Raw genomic sequence first — 24211 nt, 5'->3', positions numbered from 1 at the left:
TTTTTGCGATGCAGTGTTTGACCATACATCGTTTCATGGCTAACGCACCATCACGCGCTCAGGCGTTGGCTTCACTATGGTTAGCGGCAATCAGACTGTCTGGCAGGCCAACCTCGGCGGCGGCGCTACGTTGCCGTTCAGCCAATGCGTCTACCGAGAAATCATCAATCAATTCATGGAACAATTCATGCCAATTCACCTCGGCACCAAGATGCATGAACACTGAACCAAGCCCGACAGCCGCCCGATCGGTCAGCACAAATTCACGCGGCGGTTTAATGCCGCCAATACGTTTCAATTCGGTATGAACCTTGCCTGCAAGGTCACGTCCGGCCTGACCACCACGCATTTGCTGAATCGGGCGAACCCGGTTTTCAAGAAGCGGCGCATAGATGAATTCGGCCCACATATTCAATACATCAATCGCTTCATTATCCAGCCCGACAAATCCCCAGCGCCCATAGGCATCAACCGCCTGATCGCGGTTATTGTCGCGGAGTGCCTTATAAAGCTCGATAACACCAGCGACAAATTGCGGCCGGAACAGGCGGATTGAGCCAAAATCCATCAGATTGATACTATGGTCCTTGGCGATCGAATAATTGCCCAAATGCGGGTCGCCATGGATCACACCATAATAATAAAACGGCACATACCAGACGCGAAACATTGTTTTGGCAATTTCATTCCGTGTTTCCTGATCGGGATTGGTCTCAAGAAACGCCATGAGCCGCTGGCCTTCGAGCCAGTTCATTGTCAAAAGCCGGTCGGTCGATAATTCGGCGATATGGGTGGGCACCTGTACTTTTGCCTCATTTGCAAGCATATGACGGTAAAGCTGCATGTTCATCGCTTCACGCCGGTAATCCAGCTCTTCTAAAAGACGTTCAGACAATTCATCATAAATATCTGATGTTGAAATGGCCGAATCATAACGCTCATAAATCTGGAACAATAGTTTCAGCTGTTTGAGATCAGCTTCGATGGCTGAATGCATATCGGGATATTGCAATTTAACCGCCAGCGGCGCGCCATCAATAGCCACCGCCTGATGCACCTGCCCCAATGACGCCGCTGATACTGCTTCCCGGCTAAAGCTGGCGAATCTCTGCTGCCATTCCGGCCCTAGTTCGGCCGCCATCCGGCGTTTGGTAAACAGCCAGCCCATTGACGGCGCATCAGCCTGTAACCCGGCCAGCTCTTCGGCATATTCCGGGGGTAACGCATCGGGAATCGTTGATAGGATCTGCGCCACTTTCATGATCGGACCTTTCAGCCCGCCAAGCGCCTCTCGCAGATCAGCCGCGTGTTTGCTGCGATCAATATCCCACCCAAGATAGCGTTCACCGGCAACCCGCGCCGCCAGCCCGCCCATTGTCGTGGTTACTTTTGCATATCGGCGAATACGGCCACCAAATTGGCGCGTACTTGCCGCGTCCCGCGTGCTATTTCCCGCCACTATGCCAGCCCTTCCAATTCGTCAATCATCCCGCTAATCATATCCAGCCCAAGCGACCAAAACTCTGGCTTACTGGCATCAAGATCAAACCGCTGAAGCGCCACATCATAACGCTCGGTGCCGCCCGCCTTTAACAAATGCTTGTAATTCCGGATAAACACACCGCCGTCATTACTGGCCTGTGCCAATTGATATTTCTGCCAAAGCGCATTGACCAGACAATCACCAAACGCATAGGCATAGACATAAAATGGCGTATGAATGAAATGGGGAACATAGCCCCAAATCGGCCGGTAATCATCGCCGGTTTTGATCGCTGGCCCAAGGGCGGCGCGCTGGGTTTCCATCCAAATGTCGGAAATCTCTTCCGCCGTCAATTCGGCTTTGGTACGGGCATGATGTAACGCGGTTTCAAAATTATGAAACGCAATCTGCCGGACAACTGTGTTCAGCATATCCTCGACCTTACCAGCCAGCAAAAGCCGCCGCGCTTTGGGATCGCTTTGGCTATCGACAAGCTGGCGGAAAGCCAGCATTTCGGCAAACACCGATGCGGTTTCGGCAAGCGTTAGCGGGGTATCTGACATAAGATAGCCTTGATCAGCTGCCATCACCTGATGAATGCCGTGCCCCATCTCATGCGCCAACGTCATCACATCACGGGATTTTCCGGCAAAATTCATCAGAATATATGGGTGCGCCGATGGCACAACCGGATGCGAGAACGCGCCTGATGTCTTGCCAGCCCGCGGTGCCGCATCAATCCAGTTCTGCGTAAAAAATGGCGTTGCAATCTCGGCCATTTCCGGATCGAACCCGCGAAAGGCATCCAGCACAATTTGCGTGGCATCGCTCCAGTCATAATGCCGGTCATCATCGCCCGGCAGGGGCGCGTTCCGATCCCACCAGTCGATCTGTTTTTTACCCATCCAGCCAGCCTTGAGACTGTAATAGCGATGCGATAAATCAGCATTACGGTCATTGACCGCCTGCACCAGCGCATCAACAACCACATCATCAACGTCATTTGCCAGATTGCGCGATGATACCGGCCGCGAAAAACCGCGCCAGCCATCCTCGATCTGCTTGTCCTTGGTGATGGTATTGATCACCAGCGATAATAGGCGTTGATGGTCTTTTAAGGTGGCGGACAATGAGTGACCGGCCTCTTTGCGTTTGGCCGCATCTGGGCTGGATAGCGAATCCAGAATTTCAGCTTCGGTCACTTCGCCGCCCTGAAAGGCAAATCGCATCGCCGTTGTTGTCTCGTCAAACAGCCGCACCCACGCACCGGCGCCAGTTGGTGCCCGTTCGGCGATCATTTTTTCGGCCTCATCCGATAGCTGGTAAGGAGCCATCGCACGAACCCGCCGCAACCATGGCGCAAACCGGCCAAGCGCCGCATCGCCCAATAATGTCTGAATATAGCCGTCATCAAGGCGCGCAAGCTCGAGTTCGACAAACAAAAGCGACGCGCCAATTTGTGCACCAACTTCCCGAATCGACTGATGGTGTTTGGCAATCGCCGGATCATTCATATTCGCAGCAAATAATAGCTGCGCATGGCTCTGCACTTTGCCAAGCCGTTCAAGCACCGCCTCATAAGCGATAATCACGTCGGCCAATTGCGCAGCTGAAATTGTGCCAATCTTGCCCTGCCAGTCTTTCGCCAGCGTGCTAGCCGCCTCACGGCAAGCCGCAATATCGGTTTGTAATGCTGGCGCCTCGACGCCATCATAGAGGTCACTCAGGCTCCAAATTGGACAGGAATCAGGCATAGCAAAGCTTCACTCTTCGAACAACATAGGGGCACGGGCATTTGATTGCTTTTTTTATATGAGCATAGGTAAGAACATTCTCAAGTGTGTTTTTAAAACCTTTTTGGATAAATCACCGCAACAAACGCCCCCTTTTTGGGCTTTGAGCACCCTGAAATTCATCCGACTTGCTGAAAAATATAAAATGCGTTAGCGTGATTTTGCTCGATACATGAGAGGGGAGAGATTGCTTGCCGCAGCGACGCGGTGACAGCAACACCGAAGGAGCAAACCCCCAGAAACTCTCAGGTAAAAGTACACTTTCATGTGAGCACTCTGGAAAGCGACACGGCAGTGTCCACCGAAGGGGAAAACTGGTGATTTTTTGATCTAGTCGGAAGTGACAAAAGGATCAGATGATCAGCCGATTAGGTCAATATGACCATTGATCGGAAACAGCTAATCTCTCAGGTTCCGCGACAGAAGGGGCGAATACCATAGAACGGTATTCATCTTTTTAACGCGCGAGCAAGGGATTAGAACAGTGGATATAAAACAAACCCCACTTTACGATTTTCACTGTGCCAACGGGGCCAGAATGGTGCCGTTTGCCGGCTGGAATATGCCTGTTCAATATGCGCATGGTATTAAGGCCGAACATCTTGCGACTCGCAATGGCGCCGGGTTGTTTGACGTGTCGCACATGGTTCAGATCGAATTATCAGGGTCAGGTGCAGACGCCTTTTTTGAGAGGTTAACACCAACCGATATTGGCGCGGTTGCCGAAGGGCGGGTGCGCTATTCACTGTTTTTAAATGATACGGGCGGTGTGCTTGATGACCTGATGGTGGCACGCCTCGACGGCAATCTTCACCTTGTCGTCAATGCGGGTCGGGCGCAGCATGATATTGATCATTTGCGCCAGAATCTAGACGCCGAGCCCAAATCGGCCAATACCAAAATAAACGTGCATCACGATAAAGCCCTGCTGGCCCTGCAAGGCCCCCAAGCTGGCGCGGTGCTAAGCAGCCTCGGCCTTGATCTGGACGGCTTTCGCTTTATGGATATCCGGCGATTTGAGCTTCACTCAATCCCGCTTGTAATAACGCGATCAGGCTATACCGGCGAGGATGGCTTTGAAATTTCAATGCCGGCTAGCACGGCCGTCGAGGTCGCCGAGACATTCATGGCAACGGGTAAGGTCACACTTGCCGGTCTTGGCGCACGTGACACGCTGCGGCTTGAGGCTGGTCTGCCGCTTTGGGGGCATGAATTGGACGAAACCATTACCCCGACAATGGCCGGACTGAAATTCGCGCTGTCTAAAAAACGGCGCGAGGCAGCCGATTTTCCCGGCGCCAGTGTCATTCTTGACGAGTTCACCAAGGGGCCACAGCGGTGCCTTGTTGGCCTCTTGGCAGCCGGCGCACGGCCGGTGCGTGACGGTACCATCCTGTTGAATGACGGTGTTGAGGTCGGCGTCGTTACATCTGGCGGCTTTTCGCCAAGCCTTGACCGGCCAGCCGCGCTTGGTCTGGTTGATGCCGGACTTGCCGACACTGGCACCATCATCACTGCCGCTACGAGGGGCAGTGAAGCACCAATGACCGTGGCTGATTTGCCACTCGTTCCACATCGTTATTTTCGCGGTTAAATACCCATCCCAGCCACAAGGAGGCAAATCATGTTGAAATTTTCTGAAGATCACGAATGGGCCAAGCTAGATGATGACATCTGCACAGTTGGCATTTCGCCCCATGCGGTTGAACAATTAGGCGATATCGTCTTTGTCGAACTGCCCGATACAGGCACCAGCGTCAGCAAGGGCGATGCGGTGGCGGTGTTCGAATCCGTGAAGGCGGCATCAGACATATACAGCCCTGCCGCCGGTGATATCACCGAGGTGAACAGCGCATTGCTGGATGATCTGACCGCAATCACGCCTGAAAACGCCATGCAAAACTGGCTGTTCAAAATCAAGATCAGCGATGTTGGCGACCTCGAATCACTGATGGATGAGGACGCTTATAACGCATTGATTGACTAAACAGCGACGCATAATCGCTGCGCCGCATAATCACTGCGCTGGCAAACGCTGTAATTGAGCCGCTTACTGTTAATCGCCGCGAACTGGCATTTATGGGAACGCCGCCTCTTAATTCTGGCTCATATTTTTCTGGCTCATATTTTTCTGGCTCACGTTTTTTTATGCCGGCTATTTTTTTTGAAAGGATGCATCATGTTATCACTTCCCCCACCGCAAGCTGCCTTTTCCAGCCGTCACATCGGCCTTGATGATGCTGATATTGACACCATGCTTGATACCGTCAATGTCTCGTCATTGACCGAATTGCTGGATACAGTGATTCCCGAAAACATCCGGCGCCAGAGCAAAATGACGTTGCAACCGGCATTATCGGAGCATGAAATTCTGGCCGAATTAAAGGAGCTTGCCAGCAAGAATCAAATCAAAACCTCGTTGATCGGGATGGGCTATTACAATTGCCATACGCCGCCAGTAATCCAGCGTAATATTCTGGAAAACCCGGCATGGTATACGGCCTATACGCCCTACCAGCCGGAGATATCGCAAGGGCGGCTCGAAGCCATTTTGAATTTTCAGACAATGGTTATGGATCTGACCGGGATGGATATTGCCAATGGATCACTGCTTGATGAGGCCACCGCTGCTGCCGAGGGGATGGCACTAGCGCACCGGATGCATAAACCCAAAGGCAACCGTTTTATCGTTGACCCTGACACGCACCCACAAACCATTGCGATTTTGAAAACCCGCGCCGCGCCACTTGGCATCATCATTGACATCACGGCTATCGACGGGCCGGTTGCTGCCGATTGCTTTGGCGGCCTCTTAAGCTATCCCGGCAGTACCGGCGCAATCCGTGACCTCAGCGGCGATATTGACGCGATCCATGATGGCGGTGGGCTTGCCGTTGTCTCTGCCGATTTATTAGCCTTAGCCCTGCTGACCCCGCCGGGTGAAATGGGCGCCGATATTGTGGTTGGCAGCACCCAGCGCTTTGGCGTTCCTTTTGGGTTTGGCGGACCTCATGCAGCCTATTTTGCCTGTAGCCAGCCATTGCAACGCTCGATCCCGGGCCGCCTGGTCGGGGTCTCACGCGACGCACGTGGCAGGCCCGCCTATCGGCTCGCCCTGCAAACGCGTGAACAGCATATTCGCCGCGAAAAGGCCACTTCGAATATTTGCACAGCACAGGCATTGCTGGCGATTATGGCGAGTTTTTATGCGATCTGGCACGGGCCGGAAGGACTGCAGAATATTGCTGCGCATAGCAACCGTCAGGCGCGCCGCTTTGCTGCCGCCATGCTCAGTGCGGGCCGCAATCTGCGGCATCAGGCATTCTTTGACACTGTGGTCATAGAGGCGGCAGGGGACCGCGATGAATTGATGGCTGCGGCCGTTGCTGCCGGGTTTAACCTGCGCCCGCTTGATGGCGCCATAGCCGCAAGTTTTGATGAAACCATTGATGATGCAGCTTTGGCGGCAATTATTACTGCACTTGGCGGCCATGTTGGCGATGATCAGATAAACAGCCTACCTGCCGAGCTTGGCCGGACAAGCCAGTTTCTAACGCATGAGGTATTTCACAGCTACCGTTCAGAAACTGAAATGCTGCGCTATATGCGCCGGTTATCAGATCGTGATCTGGCGCTAGACCGGTGCATGATTCCGCTTGGGTCTTGCACGATGAAGCTGAACGCCACCGCTGAAATGATGCCCGTTACATGGCCAGAATTTGCCAATATCCATCCTTTTGCACCGGATGATCAGACCGTTGGCTATCGCGAAATGATCGAACGGCTGGAAGAGATGCTATGCCAATGCACCGGCTATGCCGCGATGTCATTGCAGCCAAATTCCGGCGCGCAGGGCGAATTTGCCGGGTTGCTGGCGATTTCACGCTATCATCAGTCGCGCGGTGATCATCACCGCAATATCTGCCTGATCCCGTCATCCGCACATGGCACCAATCCAGCCTCAGCGGCGATGGCCGGCATGAAAGTTGTTGTGGTGAAATGTGATGCGTCGGGGGATGTTGATCTTGATGATCTGCGTGCCAAGGCCGCCCAATATGAAGAAAATCTTGCCGCTTTGATGGTGACCTATCCGTCAACCCATGGCGTGTTTGAAGAGGCAATTGCCGATGTTTGTGCGATCATCCATGCCGCTGGTGGGCAGGTTTATGTCGATGGTGCAAACCTAAATGCGCTTGTCGGCCATTGCGCGCCACCGGAATTTGGTGCGGATGTCAGCCATCTGAACCTGCATAAAACCTTTTGTATCCCGCATGGTGGCGGTGGCCCGGGCATTGGCCCGATCGGGGTTGCAGCGCATTTGGCACCATTCCTGCCCGGATCACCACTTGATGGGGTCGGTGCGGTCAGTGCCACCACATTTGGCTCGGCAGGTATTTTGCCGATTACCTATGCCTATATCCGCATGATGGGGCCAGATGGGCTGATCGACGCCACCGCAACAGCCATTCTATCGGCCAATTATATCGCCAAACGGCTGCATGATAGCTATCCATTGCTATATACCGGCCGCCATGGCCGCGTTGCACATGAATGTATCATTGATATCCGCAAAATTCAGGATGCCACCGGCATTAGCAATGAAGACATCGCCAAACGGCTGATTGACTATGGATTTCATGCTCCAACCATGTCATTTCCAGTTGCTGGCACGTTGATGATTGAACCAACCGAGTCTGAATCACTTGCCGAAATTGACCGGTTTTGTGATGCGATGATTGCCATTGCTGCGGAAATCCGCGCCGTTGCCGATGGCACATGGCCCCGTGATGATAATCCGCTGGTTAATGCACCACATACCGCCGACGACATTATGGCCGATGATTGGACGCATCCTTACAGCCGCAGGCAAGCGGGTGACCCCGACGGCAATTTTCAGGCCAATAAATACTGGCCGCCGGTAAACCGTGTTGATAACGCCCTTGGCGACCGAGCATTGATTTGTGCGTGCCCGCCAATGGAGTTTTGGGAACAGCAGGCGGCGGAATAATCAGCTGATACAGAAATAGCCGTTAGAGTGCGAATAGTGCCAAGGTCTCGGCGCGGCTGGCTGGCTGACAGGTTTCGGCCAGCTGGCGCACCAGATCGGCATTGCTTGGCGCAAGGCTGCCATCCTTTAAATAAAGGTTGTTTTCAAACCCGACCCGACAATGACCGCCATTCGCAATCGCATCTGTCATCACATCAAATTCACGGTGACCAAAGGCACAGATTGACCAGCTTGCCATATCCGGCAGCCCATCAGCGATAAATGGCTTCATCTCGGCCGGATCAGACTGGAAATTCCCACTATAACGGCCCAATACCAAAAGCACGTGCGGGCGCGCATCTGGCAAAATACCGTCAGCCATCGCCGCACGGAACCGAACCAGATCATCAATATCATATAGGATATGCTGAACACAGATCTGCTCGGCAAGGCTTGAATGATAGAAATTTGTGGCCAGCGCACGCGCCGCCGCGCCATTATCGCCAATCATTTCACGAAACCCGACCGAGACAAAATCAGGCTTTAGCGCAAATACCAGATCGGCCTGCTGATCCGGCGTATAGATACCCACCGCTTCGGTGGTAATCTGCACCAGCATTTCCGGCACCTCTTGGCGCAAACCATCTAGCAATTTGCGATAGCGCGCCACATCAAGCAGATGTTTGCCCGCATCATCACGCACATGAGCATGAAGAATACTAGCACCAGCTGCATGGCATTCCTTGGCAGTGGCAATAGTTTCGTCAATCGTTACCGGCACCGCGGGATGATCAGTTTTCACTTTGCGTGCGCCGTTCGGTGCCGCCATGATGATTGTTGGTCGGGTCATTGTTATCCTCGAAAAAAAAACAATAAAAAGGCAGCGCTGGATTAAGCGCATCAAGACGATAATAGAGGGCTAATGCTAGGCATCGACAATAGACAGGTCAAGCGGCTAGCCGTGTCCAGTATCTTTTAAAAAGCTATCGCCCGTCCGGCAAATATATGCTAGTTGTTTCGCGTTATTTTGCTTTGGGTTCGTCCCACTTATCTGTCCCTTCCTTGGACGCTTTTGGCGATATATTACGCATGCCGCCTGTAACGAGACCGACCGCCATGCCTGAAAAACCTCAAATTGCTGATTTTATGGCTCTAAAGGGCCAGCGTAAGATCGTTTGCCTCACCGCCTATAGCGCCCCGATGGCGCATGCACTTGACCCGCATTGTGATATGCTTCTTGTTGGTGACTCTGTGGCGATGGTGATCTACGGCATGGACACAACGCAAAATGCTGATCTTGATATGATGATCCGGCATGGTGAGGCCGTCATGCGGCGGCGCAAATCATCGCTTGTGGTGATTGACCTGCCTGCTGGTAGCTATGAAAACAGCCCGGCACAGGCATTGGCAAGCGCGAGCAAAATTATGGCAAAAACCGGGGCTGACGCGGTCAAGCTGGAAGGCGGTACTGATCTTGCTCCGCATGTTAAATGCCTTGTGGATTCGGGCATTCCGGTGCTTGGTCACATCGGCCTGCTGCCACAGCACGCTGTCGCAGGGGCAGCGTTTCGCATTACCGGTCGCAGCGAGGAAGAAGCTAGCCAGCTTCATAAAGATGCTGATGCTCTCGTCGAGGCTGGTGTTTTTGGCATCGTTATGGAGGGGATCATCGAACCGGTGGCCGCGTCGATTGCGATGGGATGCAAGGTGCCAACCATTGGTATTGGTGCCTCGGCAGCCTGTGACGGACAAATTCTCGTAACCGAAGATGTGCTTGGCCTTTATGATGCCTTTACACCAAAATTCGTGCGCAAATTTGCCAATCTTCAAGATGATATAAGCGCCGCTGCAATTGGCTATCGCGCCGCGGTCATTGATGGCAGCTTTCCAACCAAGGATCACCTTTTCTGGCCGAAAAAACCCTGATAACAACACGGTATCTGGATGAATATTCTACATCACAAAACTGACATCACCGCCGCCACAATAAAATGGCAAAAGGCAGGTGAAACGGTCTGTCTTGTGCCAACGATGGGCAGTATCCATTCCGGCCATCTTGCGCTAATCGCAAAGGCGCGGCAAACCGCATCGCGTGTCATTGTCAGCATCTATGTAAATCCTACCCAATTTGGCGCTGGCGAGGATTTCGACCAATATCCGCGCACCCTTGATCGTGATTGTGCAGCAATCAAGGATAGTGGTGGCTGTGATGCGATTTATGCGCCGGCCACTATGTATGATGATGGTCATGCAACCAGCATTGTGCCGGGCGGGGTTGCAAACCCAATGGAAGGTGCGGCAAGGCCACATTTTTTTACCGGCGTTGCCACAGTGGTCTTAAAACTCTTTACCCATATCCCCGCCGATTTTGCAATTTTTGGTGAAAAGGATTTTCAGCAGCTTACGGTAATTCGGCAGATGGTTCGGGATCTGGATTTACCAGTTCAAATTCTGGCGCATCCGACAATCCGTGAAGCAGATGGTCTGGCGCTCTCATCCCGCAACCAGTATCTAAGCCCGGCTGATCGCAAGCTGGCACCATTGCTCTATGCTGAAATGCAGGCGACGGCCAACCAGATCAATGGCGGCGCGCCAATTGAGGCGGCGCTGGAAACAGCGAGAAACCGCCTCGCAGAAGCCGGTTTTGGTAAGATTGATTATTTTGACCTTCGCCGTGCGGATGATTTGCAGATTTGCCGCTCCGCTGCCCCCCATAGCCGGATTTTTGCGGCCGTCTGGCTGGGGTCAACACGCCTGATCGATAATCACGCCCTCTAGGGCAGCCATTTTATCATTTGTGATTTTCGGCGCGCCCCTCAATAATGGGGCACGGCACAATCACGATACCAAAAATATACGCCAGCAAATAAGGGAGCGCCTGATGCAGCAGCCGGATCTAAATAACGGCAATAGCCAGCATGACAGCCTGAAAGCAGCGGTTGAAAAGCTGATTGCGAGCTATGATGCTGGCGGCACTTTGCTGATTTGCGGCAATGGGGGCAGTGCGGCAGATTGCGAACATATCGTCGGCGAATTGATGAAGGGGTTTTGCCGTCGCCGCCCCTTAACAGCCGATGACAAGAATAAACTGGCCGCCGTCAGCGGTGATGATGCCGCCCTTCTTGCGGATAAGCTGCAATATGGATTGCCCGCATTGTCGCTGGTCAGCCACAGCGCGCTGATAACGGCAATTGCCAATGACCTTGATGGCAGTTTGATTTTTGCCCAACAGGTTTGGGCATTGGGCAAAGCTGGTGACGTTTTACTGGCGATATCCACTTCCGGAAATTCGCGCAATATTCTGCTTGCGGCCAAGGCGGCCCGCGCCAAAGACATGGCGGTGATCGGGCTAACCGGTGCTGGTGGCGGCCAGTTGGCACCATTATGTGATGTGCTGATTGACGTGCCGTCGGATAATGTCGCCCGTATTCAAGAACTGCATTTGCCAATCTATCACGAGATTTGCAGGCAGCTTGAGGCGCATTATTTCAAAGCCTGATCAGATCAGGCTTTGAGCTATTTATGATCAAAACCCTTTGATCAGATTTGGAGCCGGCTGAAGACGCGCCTTGCATTACCCTCAAAAATAGCCTGCTTTGCCGCCGCATCCAGCGCCTTATTTCCGTCGATATAGCGCTTGGTATCGTCGTAGTGATGGTCAGTTCTGGGGTCAATACCGCGAACCGCACCAATCATTTCTGAGGCGAACAGAATATTTTTTGTCGGGATAACATCCAGCAATAGATCAATACCGCGCTGGTGATAAACGCAAGTGTCGAAATAAAGATTCCCAAGCACCCGCTCATCCAGATCACCAAGGCCACGATCCTGTGCAATCCCGCGGAACCTACCCCAATGATAGGGAACAGCACCGCCGCCATGCGGGATAATCAGCTTTAATTCAGGGAAATCGGTGAAGACGTCAGAAAATAACAGCTGGGTAAAGGCGGTTGTATCAGCCCCAAGATAATAGCTGGACGTCGTGTCAAGCGAATGCTGGCACGCCCCCGACACATGGATCATAGCCGGTACATCCAGTTCGATCAGTTTTTCATAAAACGGATACCAGTAGCGGTCACCAAGGCGCGGATCCTTCCAAAAACCACCAGATGGATCAGGGTTCAGATTACAACCGATAAAGCCCATTTCCTCGACACAGCGCGACAGTTCGGCAATGCTGTTTTCAAGTGAGGTCTCGGGGCTTTGCGGCAATTGGCAAACCGGAACAAAATTATCTGGAAACAGGTCACAGACGCGCCGGATCAGATCATTACATAGTTCGGTCCATGCTTGCGACGTGCTGGCATTGCCAAGGTCATGCCCCATCCAGCTAGCCCGCGGCGAAAATATCGTCAGATCAGTGCCGCGATCCTGTTGCAATTTAAGCTGATTATTGGCGATTGATTCGCGAATTTCATCATCCGAAATCTTCACATCGCCTTTTGTAAAAAGATGGTTTGGGTCCTTTGCCAATAATGCCCGCTGCTCGTTACGATAGGCCTCGACCTGTGGCGGCGTTGTTGTGTAATGGCCATGACAATCAATAATCATCGTTAAATCTTCCCTCATAAAAATATCGAAATATTGGTCATGTCCGCTGACCTAAGACGTAAGCAAGTTGCTAGCCTAGGACAACAAATGCACGAAACCAAGAGCCAAAATGAAAAAAACGCCGCGGCAAAAAGCTTGTTTCATTTCGGCTGATATCGCCCTCATTCGACCGGCGTAAATCCGTAAAGCCGGGCTGGATTATCCACCAGAATTTTTTTCTGTAATGCTGCATCACGCGCCAATAACGGCACCAGATCCAACAAATCACCATCATTTGGCATATGGCGCTTGATGTTTGGATGCGGCCAGTCGGTTCCCCATAAAACACGGTCGGGGGCAATTTCGACAAGTTCCTGAGCATAGGGAACCGCATCATAAAATGGCGGCCCCGCTGATGAAATACGTTCAGACCCACAAATTTTCACCCACCAATTCTCGCGCTCAAGAAAGGATTTTAAAATCTTGAAAGCTGGTTGATGCACGCCGTCGGCTGTTGGCACTCGGCCCATATGATCAACAATTATATTCATATCAAACTGCAGGAAGAAATCCTTGAAATTCAGAATATCCTCGGCGTTTACATGGATCACCAGATGCCAACCAAGCGGCTTTATCCGGTTTAATACCCGCTGCATCATCGCCAAATCAGGCGTGCCACCAAGATGGGTTACAAAATTAAACCGGATGCCGCGCACCCCGCCAGCATCAAGATCGGCAAAATCCTCGTCGGAAAAACTGTCATTGGCAATACAGACGCCGCGATAATCATCGGGCCGGCCCGCAATCGCATCAAGCATCGCACGGTTATCAGGGCCATGACAGCTTGCCTGCACAATGACCGCACGATCAATGCCCAGCTTGGCATGAAGAGCGGCCAGACTTTCCTTTGGGCCATCGGGCGGATGATAGGTCGATTTCGGGTGATAGGGAAAAACCTCATGCGGGCCAAAAACATGACAATGACTGTCGCAAGCACCCTTTGGCGTAATAAACGCCGGTGTTCGCGTATCCGGATCGGGCGCCATGCAGCTTTTCATACCGGTAACGGGGTGTAAATATTCACTCATAGCAATACCAATCTGGCGACAATATCTCTAGACGCCCTTGTTCATGAGGGGGTGACGTAACCCATCAGATGGGGAAATGCTTAAATCAGGCTTTCGTCATTTATTCACGCTTTCGCATCTCTCGCGCAATAGAATATGCGGTGATGCAGAACAATCAATAGAAGAACGAAATTCCTTAGTGAGTTTTAAATCTGCGGGAAAAATCTTTAGATATATAAAACGACAACGGGCAAATCCCGCCCCTCAAATCGACGTACCCCGCAATGAATGTTTCTTTGCCAAAGCCGCTGGCGGTATAGCGAGCGAAATATGCGTCATTATTTTGCGGCGGAGTTCAACCTTGACGACCGCGGGAATACGGCTAATTTAAACAGCTGACTTCTGTTGCGCGCTAGCGTGCCTGCCGGTGATCCGCCGGACATTTCTGGAGATATTATGGCCAATCTTAATTTGTCTATTGCTGTCGGCAATTATGATCGTAACCGCGCCCTTTTTGATGGTGATGTGCAAATTGACGGCGTTGATCCAATCTTTATGAAATTGTCGCCTGAAGAAATCTTTTTCCGCGCCTTTCGTAATCAGGATTTTGATATTTGCGAGCTATCATTCAGCTCTTACACAGTCAGCACCGCTCAGGATAGCGGCCATTACATTGCCATTCCTGTCTTTATGTCACGCTCTTTTCGCCATTCATCAATCTATATCCGTAAAGGCAAAGGCATTAATGAGCCTGCCGATCTTCGCGGCAAACGCATTGGCATTGCCGAATACCAGCTAACCGCCAATGTATGGGCCCGCGGCCTTCTTGAAGATGATTACGGCGTCAAGCCATCCGATATTCACTGGATTCGCGGCGGTGTTGGGACGCCTGACCGGCCGGAAAAAATCAAACTTCAACTTCCCGCTGATGTCTCCATCGAACCGGCACCAAAGGGCAAATCGCTTGATGAAATGCTGGTTGCTGGTGATCTTGATGGCTTTATTGGGCCCCGCAACCCGCCATGTTATGATGCTGGAAACCCTGATATTGTCCGCCTGTTTCCCGATTTGGTCAGCACCGCGACCGATTATTACAAACGCACTGGTATTTTCCCGATCATGCATCTACTTGGCGTTCGCAAAACCCTAGCCAAGGCCCACCCCTGGCTGCCCGGCGCCCTTTATAAAGCATTTAATCTGTCAAAGAATATGGCGGTTAATATGCTTCTAGATACGGCTGCATCGCACGCGACAATTCCGTTTTTGGCCGAACATATCGAGTCTGCACAGGCGCTTCTGGGGCAGGATTACTGGTCAAACGGGGTTGAGGCAAACCGTAAGGTCTTGGATAATTTCCTCGATCACCATCACCGGCAGGGCCTATCAGCGCGGCGCGTTTCAGTCGATGAGCTGTTCCATCAAGGAACGATTGAGCAATTCTCGGTCTAGCCGATCAGCCACCGCCAAAGGCAAAGAACGCGTCATTGCGATAACCGCTTTTACCATAGCAGAAGGGCGTGCCATCATCACCGACAACAGTGCCACCGGCGGCGCGCAGCACAGCATCACCGGCTGCCGTATCCCATTCCATAGTTGGCCCATAGCGCGGATAGACATCTGCCTCACCCGCCGCAACCAGACAGAATTTCAACGATGACCCAATTGAAACAGTCTGTTTAATGCCCCGATCTTCCAGCCAGCGGTTTGTCGCCGCGTCACGGTGCGATGCGCTGGCGACCGCAACAATCGCCGCAGGGTCTGGTTTTCGAACCTCAATTGGCCGACAATTACCGGACGAAATTTCAAACGCGCCGGCATCGGCACTACCAAAAAATAACCGGCCCAATGCTGGCGCATAAACAACACCCATCACCGGAACGCCGCCTTCAATGAAACCGATATTGACGGTAAAGGCGCCATTGGCATCAGTTTTGATAAATTCCTTGGTGCCATCAAGCGGATCAACAAGAAAGAACTGATCCCCCGCAGCAGAGTCATGGCTCATCGGGTTTTCTTCGGACACGATCTGGATTGATGGGGCCGCAGCAGCGATTGCCGGCAACAGAATCGCTTCAGCCGCCTTATCCGCCTCAGTGACGGGGCTGCCATCAGCCTTGATATCGATTGTTGGCCGGCGGCGGTAGATATCCATAATAACCTGACCAGCCTCTTCAACCGGGCGGATCAATTGCCTCGCAAGCGCTGCATAATCCATCTTGCCTTGCCCCAGATTATTCGTCACCGCGGATACTTGCCTCCATCTTTTGGCGTAACTCATCGGTTACCTCAGGCTCGACATCGAACCACATACGCCACGCCGGTTTGCCTTGATGCAACAACATTCCAAGCCCGTTTATCGTCATGTTACCGCGTTGGCGCGCCGCCGCCAGCAATCTTGTTTCCAGCGGCGTATAGATAATATCACTTACCAATGCCGCGGTCGGCAGCGCATCCAAGGTCAAATCTAATTCAGCCATACCAACCATACCCTGACTGGTGGTGTTGACCAGCATCGCTGCACCATCAAGCGCATCTTGGCGCAGATCCCACGGCAATGTTTCTATTGGTCCGCCAAATTCACTGGCGATGATTTCGGCATGCGCCTTGGTCCGGTTTACCAGCCGGATTTCAGTTGCGCCTTCGGACAACAGCGCATAACAGATCGCCCGCGCACCACCGCCGGCGCCCAGCACAACCACCGGCCCAGTATCTGCACGCCAATCAGGAACCTGCTGTTTTATGTTTCCAATAAAACCAAGCCAGTCATTATTCGTCCCAAAAAGCGATTGGTCTTCCCGAACCACCACACAGCTAATCGCCCCAATCTTTTTGGCAACATCGTCTAGCTCATCAACAATATCCATCGCCTCTAGCTTGTGCGGGATCGTCAGGTTACAGCCAGAAAATCCCAGCGGTGCCATCGCCCGAAGCGCCGCGCCGACAGACCCCGGCTTGATTTCCAACGGTACATAGCTGCCGCGAAGATTCTGTTGGCTGAACCAGTAATTATGCATTAGCGGCGAGCGCGAATGAAGCACCGGCCAGCCCATGACCCCTGCCAGCAGAAAACCGTCTTTTTTTGACCTATGGATATTTGACACCTGATTTCCTTTCCTTAAAACGCCGTGGTCACTTACCGATCACATGCCCTCGCATTATGATGGCAATTTGGCATAGAAGTGATCCCAAGTGCGCTGAAACAGCTTGGCATTCCATAGCTTGCCCCGGCACAGCGCCATTTCATCATCACTAAAGCAATACGGCTTGCCGATCTGCATCGCCATATGCTGACGATGCGCGTTTTCTTCAAGATAATTGATCAGCACAAACGCCTCGGTAATGCTGGCGCCAACCGTCACCGCGCCATGAGATTTCATCAAGGCGGCGGGCCGGTCGCCAAGAATTTGATTTAACCGATCCGACATTTCCGGATTATTAATTGAGTCTGGTGTGTCTAGTACCGGCACCGGATATACCAGCGAGCCTTGGGCAAATACCGGCAGATAATCAACGCCGACCATAGTCAGGAAGGTAGACCATTTCGGGTGCGCGTGGACAATGGCATTCACCTCTGGACGCGCCCGATAAATGCCGGCATGAAGATGAAATTCCAGCGGCGGGTTGCCATCACCCGCAAGCAAATTGCCCGCAAAATCAATCCGGCAGATATCCTTGGCACGAAGCTGGCTGCGCTGGCATGATCCAATATTGATATGCAGGGTTTCACCATCACCGCGAAAGCTGGCATGGCCGTTATAGTCAATAATATCAGACGATTCCAGCATCCGAATACAATCGGCAAGCTGTTGTTTTTTCTGCTCTAGATCATCCATTTATCGACTCCAATTTACCAATTAACCTCGTTGCGAACCTCAGCGCGCCAAAGATGCCATGCGCGCATACCTGCGGTCTGGTTCGGCACATCTGCAAGCTGGCCTTCGGTTTTAGTCAATGCCGCCAGATTGCCATCGCTGCTTAGTGCCTGCGCAAAATGCTGAATTCGGGCATTCACTTCGGTATAGACCGCACGAAACACCGCCGTTTGCAGCGTCGGCCCACAAGCGACAGACCCATGCGCCCGCATCAATGCAACATCCTTGTCCTTTAAAACTTCGGCCAAGGCCTCACCCTTCACACAGTCGCAAACCAGCATATCCGTATCGCCAAATTTGTCGGCAATATCAAAAACCGGAACGCCCGCCGCCAAGAAAGCAGCATTGTGGAACATTGCCTTCATATCGGTTGGCACCAGCCCAAACGGGATTACCGATGGCGAATGGCTATGAACCACTGAATTGATATCGGGGCGTGCCTTATAGATTTCACCATGAATGAACCTTTCAAGAAAACTGCCACGTCCATTGGCGTTACACGGCTCGCTATTTAGGTCATATTCAATGATGTCATCAGGAACCACCAGTGCCGGCGCAATTGATTTTGACATCAAAAACCGGTCGGGCGAGTGTGGGTGGCGCATCGACACATGACCAAAGCCATCAACCACACCACGCGCGGCAAGAATTCGGCTTGCCGCCGCAAGATCGGCCAGCAATTCAGGCGCAACCGGCCCCGCAGATTTTGGAGTTTCACTCATCATGTCACCTCGTCTTCAATCGCCTTTTGTTGATATGATACGATCAGATCACAACGTCAGTCATGATGCCCTTGGGAAAAATATCTTCGGGGGTAAATTGACGATGCGCGATGCCCTGCTGATAGGTATAAAGCGCCATTTGTTCCCATGTCGGGCGATTTTCTTCGATGCCATAAGGGAAAAGATCGCCATCAAACATGTCCCGCATCTTGCGCGCATAGGTCGCCAGCCACGGCACCGGATAGCGCGAAACCGCCGGATCAAGAAGCCGCTCAAGACTGCGCCGCTTGGACTCCTGAAACGCATTCAGCAAGTTCCGCGCGACCCAAGGGTTTTCATCCAAAATCTGCCGCCGCATGGCAATGATATGCATAATCGGCCAAACCTTAGTGCGCTGGTAATAATCCTCTTCCATTTCGATATAGTCAGGAAACAGCCGCTCAACATCTGGATGCCCCTCAAGAAAACAGGTTGGTGGGCGGGCAATGATCGCGCAATCAATCTCGCCTGAGGCCAAAAGCTCACTGAGCGATTTATCATTGATCCGCGTCAGCTCGACACCTTCAGGCAGGCTTAACTCGACCTTTTCTTTGCGTCCGGCAGCATTGGCACCAGCCTGCACCCAATGAACATCATTCAGCTTTACGCCCATCTCGTTATGCATCCAGCCACGCATATAAACGGCCGCAGAATGTGCCCATTCCGGCGATCCCACGCGTTTCCCTTTCAAGTCGGCAATCGTTTTGATTTTACTGTTTTTATTGACATAAAATGAACTAAAGCGGAACAGCCGAGAACAAATGACCGGTAGGCCAATAACATCACTATCCGGGCGGGTCACCTGCGCCGAGAATTTGGCAAAGGACAGCTCGGCAACATCAAATTCACGATTGGCAGTGAATCTCGCAAAACACTCATGATGGCCAAGGTTGAGCCAGTTATGGTCAATGCCTTGCGCCCGCACTTCACCAAGGCGGAAATCGCGGAAATGGTCATAATCAGTTGTTGCGATGGATAGTTTTAGCTCTGACATAAATACCTCAAAAATACAGTTCCGAAATTCAACAAAATGGCGACTGCCATCTGCCGGTGACAAAGACCGAAGGGTAAAGTCATATCCTATGGGATATGATGGAGTGGCGGGAAGATTTTATCGAGATAACTCGCATTGCCTTCGGCCGTTCCGACCTAACGGGCCCTTTAGAAAGATGCAAAGGTTACGCCAGCGATGCGTCAAAACCAAGCAACAAAAGCAGTGACACCCCTAGTTTTATCAGGACCGGACTGACGCGCCGAGATCCGGACTCACGCGCCGAGATAAAGTAACGGCCGCACAAGGAACGACAAAATCCGCGCAGCTTTTCTTTGACATAAACCGCACAAGCAACCTAATCTTGACCTGTCAAAAACACGCGCGTTTGCGCGACGTTAGTTACTGAAATTTTTCGCTTTGCCTGCCTCCGCTGGCCTTATTTATTTTGCTTGGGGTCATGCCCCTTTTGTTCTGGAGTCGTTCCAAATGTCATCTTCACCCCCCCCTAGCAGAGGCGCATCCTCACCGATCAAACGCGAATTGCCAGCAGGCACCCCCGACCAAAGACTTGGCTGGGGATCCGACGTGGCCGCTGAAATGCTGCGCCAGCTCGATATTCCCTATATCGCGCTGAATCCGGGGGCCAGTTATCGCGGATTACATGACAGTTTGGTCAATTATCTCGGCAATGAAACGCCGCAGATGCTTATGTGCCTTCATGAGGAATATGCTGTTTCAATTGCGCATGGTTATGCCAAAGCCACCGGCAAAGCCATGGCAGTTGCGCTCCATTCAAATGTTGGCCTGATGCACGGGACGATGGCGATTTTTAACGCCTATGCAGATCGGGCGCCAATGCTTGTTCTTGGTGCTACCGGCCCGGTCGATGCAGCATTGCGCCGGCCGTGGGTTGACTGGCTGCATACTGCACAGGATCAAGGTGCGCTGGTCCGTAATTTCACCAAATGGGATGATCAGCCGGCGTCGATCGAGGCGATCCCCGAATCACTCAGCCGCGCATGGAAGATGACCAATATGACACCATGCGCACCAGTCTATGTCTGTCTTGACGCCGCCATTCAAGAAGAAGCCGTTCGTGACAATTTCAGCATGCCAGTGCTTGATCGAGCGCAACCACCAGAACCTGCAAGACCTGCCGGTAATGCGATTACGGCAGCAGCAGAACGGCTAGCCGGCGCATCAAATATTGTAATCCTCTACGGGCGCGGGGCCCGCAATGATGCAGCAATGACCCAGCGCGTTGCACTGGCAGAAAAGCTGGGCGCGCGGATGATGAGCGATTTGAAATCCGGCGTCATGGTTCCGACTGACCATCCACTTCATGTTGGGGCACCATTCAATAAATTACCGCCATCACACCGTGAAATATTACAGCAGGCTGATCTTATTCTTAGTATCGGCTGGATTGATCTTGGCGGGCTTTTGCAACAGGCTTTTGGCACCAGCCAGCCTGATATCACCATCATTCACGCCGGACAGGATGTAACGTTGCATAATGGATGGGGCAAAGAACATTTCACCTTGCCGGCAATTGATGTCGAACTGGTCGGTGATGCCGATCTGGCAGTTGCAGATTTGTTAGCAGCAACGAGCCAGCGACCAATGCCGGTATTGCCTGACCCTGTTGCGGGCGACGCACCAGTAGCGGGCGAAGGGGCATTATCATTGCGGGATGTCGCCGTTGCACTAAAGAATGCCACTGGTGATGATCTGGTTACGTTTGCGGCGTTGGCGCGCGGCTGGCCGTTTGATCTCTGGCCGATGAAGCACCCGCTTGATTATCTTGGCAAGGATGGCGGCGGCGGTATCGGCAGCGGGCCCGGGCTGGTCATTGGTGCAGCGCTGGCAAATCACCAAAGCCCACGCTTGACCGTCGGTATTCTGGGGGATGGCGATGCGTTGATGAGCATTAATGCATTATGGACAGCGGCCAAATATGAGATTCCCGCCCTGATGGTTATTGCCAATAATCGTTCTTATTTTAACGACGAAATTCATCAGCAGAAAGTTGCCGAGAAACGTGATCGAAATGTTGAAAATCGCTGGGTTGGCCAACGTATCGATGACCCGACGCCTGATATTGCCCAGCTGGCAAAAGGGCTAGGGGTCGAGGCCATTGGGCCGGTTGAGACCCGTGACGATCTTGTGGCTGCAATGCAACAAGCGGTCGCAGCCGTTCGGGCCGGAAAACCGTTTCTCGTCGATGTTGTGATCGAGTCAAACATTGGTCGTGAAGCCGAAGTTGCGCGTCAGGAAAAACGCAAATAGCCTGACGCCAACCCTAGGTTACGGGCCAAAAAACGCCACCCAAGGCCGCCACCCAAAAACGCCGTGCCAACGCAATCAGGTGGACAGCAAATGCTGTCCGTTTATTCTAATTTATTATCAAATGTAATGGTTTGTTGTGCCAGCATAGTTGCTGGGGTAACCTTTTAGGTGACGGCAAATTGCCTCATTTTGGCGATAACATCTCAAGGAGTATTTAGATGACGGTACGGGATTATGATGATGTGCCAGGCACCTATGTGCTGGATAGCCGCAATTACCGAAAAGGCTATCATCTAAATATGTTTCTGATGTCGTTAAACAAATCCGAAGCGCGCGCGGCCTTTGCGGCTGATGAGACAGCCTATCTGCAAACCTACAAATTGACCGAAGAACAACGCCAAGCGGTATTGGATCGGGAATATCTGCGAATGCTGCAACTTGGGGCAAATGTCTATTATGCTTTTAAGCTTGTTAGCCATGATAAGCAGCCGCCGCAGGTGATGTATGGCAAGATGGCGCAACCGGCAATGAGTTTTGACGAATTTCAAGCGATGATGATGGCTGGCGGCCGCCCGATTGATGGCAACCGCAGCAAGAAGGAGCAGCAGAATGGCTAGGATTATTGCTGGCATGGGCACATCACACGTGCCCGGCCTTGGCGCCGCTATGGATAATGGCAAAACCGGCGAGCCGTATTGGCAGCCACTATTCAAGGGGCTAGAACCGGTTCGCGCGTGGCACAAGGATAATATCCCAGATGTGACAATCATCGTTTACAACGACCATGCCACATCCTATTCGTTGGATAATTATTCGACCTTTACGATGGGTGTTGCCGAGGAGTTCATGCCCGCTGATGAAGGCTGGGGGCCGCGTCAAGTGCCAATGGTCATGGGGCATCCCGAGCTTGCATGGCACATCACTGAAAACCTTATTCTGAACGAATTTGACATGGCGGTCGCTGGCAGTCTAGAGGTCGATCACGGCCTGACCGTGCCGCTGTCAGTTGCCTATGATCAGCCCGATGTCTGGCCGACCAAGGTAATCCCGCTCTGTGTCAATGTTATCCAATATCCGCAACCAACACCGCTTCGCTGTTACAAGCTCGGCCAAGCCATCCGCCGCGCCGTTGAGAGCTTTCCCGAAGATCTGAGCGTTGGCATTTGGGGTACGGGCGGGATGTCGCATCAGCTGGGCGGGGAACGTGCTGGCGTGCTGAACCCTGAATTTGACACCGCCTTTATGAATAATCTGGTCTCTGATCCCGCGGCCAATACGCGCCTCACCCATACTGATTTTATTCGCGAAGCCGGTTGTGAAGGCATCGAAATGATCATGTGGAACGTGATGCGCGGCGCGTTGAATGACAATGTCAATGAGATCTACCGTTTCTATCATATCCCCGTTTCCGCGACTGCTTATGGTGCCATCATTCTGGAAAATACTGACTAAGGAAGTACCGATAAGATGAGTAAAATAAGGCTCGGCGTTGCCGGCGCAAATGGCGCGTTTGGTATCAAACATCTCGAAGCGTTAAGGGCGATTAGCGATGTAGACATTACTGCCGTTATGGCCACCACCATTGAAAAGGCCACTGGCGTTGCTGATAGATTCGATGTGCCATTACGTTTTGATGATTATGACACCTTTATCGCCAGTGACCGGGTTGATGCAATAATTCTGGCCACCCCAACCCAGCTCCATGCCGAGCAGGGCATCAAAGCGATGGCGGCAGGCAAACATGTTCTGGTCGAAATTCCGATGGCTGACAATTTGGCTGATTCCGAAGGACTGGTGGCAAAACAGGCCGAAACCGGCCTTGTTGGCATGGTTGGCCATGTACGCCGGTTTAACCCATCGCACCAGTGGGTACATAATGAAATTAGCAAAGGGGCGCTGTCGATCCAGCAAATGGATGTGCAAACCTATTTCTTTCGCCGCACCAATATGAACGCCAAGGGCGAGCCACGATCATGGACGGATCACTTGTTATGGCATCATGCCTGTCATACGATTGATCTGTTTTTATATCAGACTGGCGAGCCGGTTAGCGAAGTTCACGCTGTTCAGGGACCAAAGCACCCTGAGCTTGGCATCGCCATGGATATGGCAATCATCATGAAAACCTCAACCGGCAAGCTTTGCACCTTGTCCTTATCATTTAATAATGACGGGCCACTTGGCAGCTATTTTCGCTATATATGTGACAAGGGCACCTATGTCGCCAGCTATGATGATCTTTATGACGGCAAGGGCCAGCAGATTGATGTGTCAGCGGTTGATGTGTCAATGAACGGAATCGAGTTGATTGACCGTGAATTTATTGCGGCGATTGCCGATGGACGCGAACCTAATTCAAGCCTTGCACAGGGCCTGCCAGCGATGAAGGTCATGCATGAAATTGAACGGGCAATGACCCAATAACCCGAAAATAA

The 24211-nt window shown here is 52.2% G+C and carries 21 protein-coding genes and 1 riboswitch; of the genes, 11 read left to right on the top strand and 10 right to left on the bottom strand.

What is annotated here, in order from left to right:
* Positions 1-58: 58 nt before the first annotated feature.
* On the bottom strand, positions 59-1375 hold the full coding sequence (locus AB8881_08935) for an ABC1 kinase family protein (protein XDZ64540.1): 1317 nt from the start codon (positions 1373-1375) through the stop codon (positions 59-61).
* A gap of 83 nt (positions 1376-1458) precedes the next feature.
* Positions 1459-3237 carry a M3 family oligoendopeptidase gene (locus AB8881_08930; GenBank protein XDZ62671.1) on the bottom strand — a complete coding sequence of 593 codons (1779 nt, stop codon included), beginning with the start codon at positions 3235-3237 and terminating at the stop codon, positions 1459-1461.
* A gap of 207 nt (positions 3238-3444) precedes the next feature.
* Positions 3445-3547, top strand: a riboswitch (glycine riboswitch).
* A gap of 213 nt (positions 3548-3760) precedes the next feature.
* Here AB8881_08930 and gcvT point away from each other — a divergent pair.
* From gcvT to gcvP, 3 genes are all read left to right on the top strand, one after another.
* On the top strand, positions 3761-4870 hold the full coding sequence (gene gcvT / locus AB8881_08925; GenBank protein XDZ62670.1) for a glycine cleavage system aminomethyltransferase GcvT: 1110 nt from the start codon (positions 3761-3763) through the stop codon (positions 4868-4870).
* Positions 4871-4900: 30 nt separating this feature from the next.
* Entirely contained in the window at positions 4901-5263 is a 363-nt protein-coding gene (gene gcvH, locus AB8881_08920; protein XDZ62669.1) for a glycine cleavage system protein GcvH, read from the top strand.
* A 192-nt stretch (positions 5264-5455) separates the two neighbouring features.
* Positions 5456-8284 carry an aminomethyl-transferring glycine dehydrogenase gene (gcvP, locus tag AB8881_08915; GenBank protein ID XDZ62668.1) on the top strand — a complete coding sequence of 943 codons (2829 nt, stop codon included), beginning with the start codon at positions 5456-5458 and terminating at the stop codon, positions 8282-8284.
* Between the two features lie 22 nt (positions 8285-8306).
* Here the strand turns inward: gcvP and AB8881_08910 are convergent, their stop codons facing one another.
* Positions 8307-9113 carry a 3-keto-5-aminohexanoate cleavage protein gene (locus AB8881_08910; GenBank protein ID XDZ62667.1) on the bottom strand — a complete coding sequence of 269 codons (807 nt, stop codon included), beginning with the start codon at positions 9111-9113 and terminating at the stop codon, positions 8307-8309.
* A gap of 266 nt (positions 9114-9379) precedes the next feature.
* Between AB8881_08910 and panB the strand changes: the two genes are divergently transcribed.
* From panB to AB8881_08895, 3 genes are all read left to right on the top strand, one after another.
* Positions 9380-10189, top strand: a complete 810-nt coding sequence (gene panB / locus AB8881_08905; GenBank protein ID XDZ62666.1) for a 3-methyl-2-oxobutanoate hydroxymethyltransferase — start codon at positions 9380-9382, stop codon at positions 10187-10189.
* Positions 10190-10207: 18 nt separating this feature from the next.
* On the top strand, positions 10208-11041 hold the full coding sequence (gene panC, locus AB8881_08900) for a pantoate--beta-alanine ligase (GenBank protein XDZ62665.1): 834 nt from the start codon (positions 10208-10210) through the stop codon (positions 11039-11041).
* A gap of 103 nt (positions 11042-11144) precedes the next feature.
* Complete coding sequence (locus tag AB8881_08895) at positions 11145-11762, top strand: SIS domain-containing protein (protein ID XDZ62664.1); 618 nt, start codon at positions 11145-11147, stop codon at positions 11760-11762.
* Between the two features lie 41 nt (positions 11763-11803).
* Here the strand turns inward: AB8881_08895 and AB8881_08890 are convergent, their stop codons facing one another.
* Together AB8881_08890 and AB8881_08885 are read right to left on the bottom strand one after the other, a co-directional pair.
* Entirely contained in the window at positions 11804-12814 is a 1011-nt protein-coding gene (locus tag AB8881_08890; GenBank protein ID XDZ62663.1) for an amidohydrolase family protein, read from the bottom strand.
* A 161-nt stretch (positions 12815-12975) separates the two neighbouring features.
* The gene (locus AB8881_08885) at positions 12976-13881 is read right to left on the bottom strand and encodes an amidohydrolase (GenBank protein ID XDZ62662.1); all 906 of its coding nucleotides are present in this window, start codon (positions 13879-13881) and stop codon (positions 12976-12978) included.
* A 435-nt stretch (positions 13882-14316) separates the two neighbouring features.
* On the opposite strand from AB8881_08885, the gene AB8881_08880 reads away from it, so the two are divergent.
* A complete protein-coding gene (locus AB8881_08880) occupies positions 14317-15309 on the top strand; it encodes an ABC transporter substrate-binding protein (GenBank protein ID XDZ62661.1) in 993 nt (330 codons plus the stop codon).
* 4 nt (positions 15310-15313) lie between these two features.
* Here the strand turns inward: AB8881_08880 and cysQ are convergent, their stop codons facing one another.
* From cysQ to AB8881_08855, 5 genes are read right to left on the bottom strand one after another with little or no spacing between them, the layout of a single operon-like run.
* Positions 15314-16075, bottom strand: coding sequence for a 3'(2'),5'-bisphosphate nucleotidase CysQ (cysQ, locus tag AB8881_08875; GenBank protein ID XDZ64539.1), 762 nt, complete (start codon positions 16073-16075; stop codon positions 15314-15316).
* 16 nt (positions 16076-16091) lie between these two features.
* Positions 16092-16961 (bottom strand): shikimate dehydrogenase, encoded by an 870-nt coding sequence (locus AB8881_08870; GenBank protein XDZ62660.1) that lies wholly within the window; start codon positions 16959-16961, stop codon positions 16092-16094.
* Between the two features lie 54 nt (positions 16962-17015).
* Positions 17016-17693, bottom strand: a complete 678-nt coding sequence (locus AB8881_08865; GenBank protein XDZ62659.1) for a class II aldolase/adducin family protein — start codon at positions 17691-17693, stop codon at positions 17016-17018.
* Between the two features lie 14 nt (positions 17694-17707).
* On the bottom strand, positions 17708-18457 hold the full coding sequence (locus AB8881_08860; GenBank protein ID XDZ62658.1) for a class II aldolase/adducin family protein: 750 nt from the start codon (positions 18455-18457) through the stop codon (positions 17708-17710).
* Between the two features lie 40 nt (positions 18458-18497).
* On the bottom strand, positions 18498-19487 hold the full coding sequence (locus tag AB8881_08855) for an ABC transporter substrate-binding protein (GenBank protein XDZ62657.1): 990 nt from the start codon (positions 19485-19487) through the stop codon (positions 18498-18500).
* A 486-nt stretch (positions 19488-19973) separates the two neighbouring features.
* On the opposite strand from AB8881_08855, the gene AB8881_08850 reads away from it, so the two are divergent.
* The 4 genes from AB8881_08850 (at position 19974) to AB8881_08835 (ending at position 24200) form a co-directional block, all read left to right on the top strand.
* Positions 19974-21776, top strand: a complete 1803-nt coding sequence (locus tag AB8881_08850) for a thiamine pyrophosphate-binding protein (GenBank protein XDZ62656.1) — start codon at positions 19974-19976, stop codon at positions 21774-21776.
* A gap of 218 nt (positions 21777-21994) precedes the next feature.
* Entirely contained in the window at positions 21995-22393 is a 399-nt protein-coding gene (gene ligA, locus AB8881_08845) for a protocatechuate 4,5-dioxygenase subunit alpha (GenBank protein XDZ62655.1), read from the top strand.
* The gene (locus AB8881_08840; protein XDZ62654.1) at positions 22386-23228 is read left to right on the top strand and encodes a class III extradiol dioxygenase subunit beta; all 843 of its coding nucleotides are present in this window, start codon (positions 22386-22388) and stop codon (positions 23226-23228) included. The genes ligA and AB8881_08840 overlap by 8 nt, the downstream gene beginning before the upstream one ends.
* A 15-nt stretch (positions 23229-23243) precedes the next feature.
* Positions 23244-24200 (top strand): Gfo/Idh/MocA family oxidoreductase, encoded by a 957-nt coding sequence (locus AB8881_08835; GenBank protein ID XDZ62653.1) that lies wholly within the window; start codon positions 23244-23246, stop codon positions 24198-24200.
* Positions 24201-24211 lie beyond the last annotated feature (11 nt).

It is taken from the genome of Alphaproteobacteria bacterium LSUCC0396 (genome assembly GCA_041228345.1).
In the GTDB taxonomy this organism is placed as follows: Bacteria; Pseudomonadota; Alphaproteobacteria; order Puniceispirillales; family Puniceispirillaceae; genus UBA3439.
The sequence above is the reverse complement of the archived record's forward strand: the minus strand, read 5'-3'. Positions and strand labels throughout refer to the sequence as shown.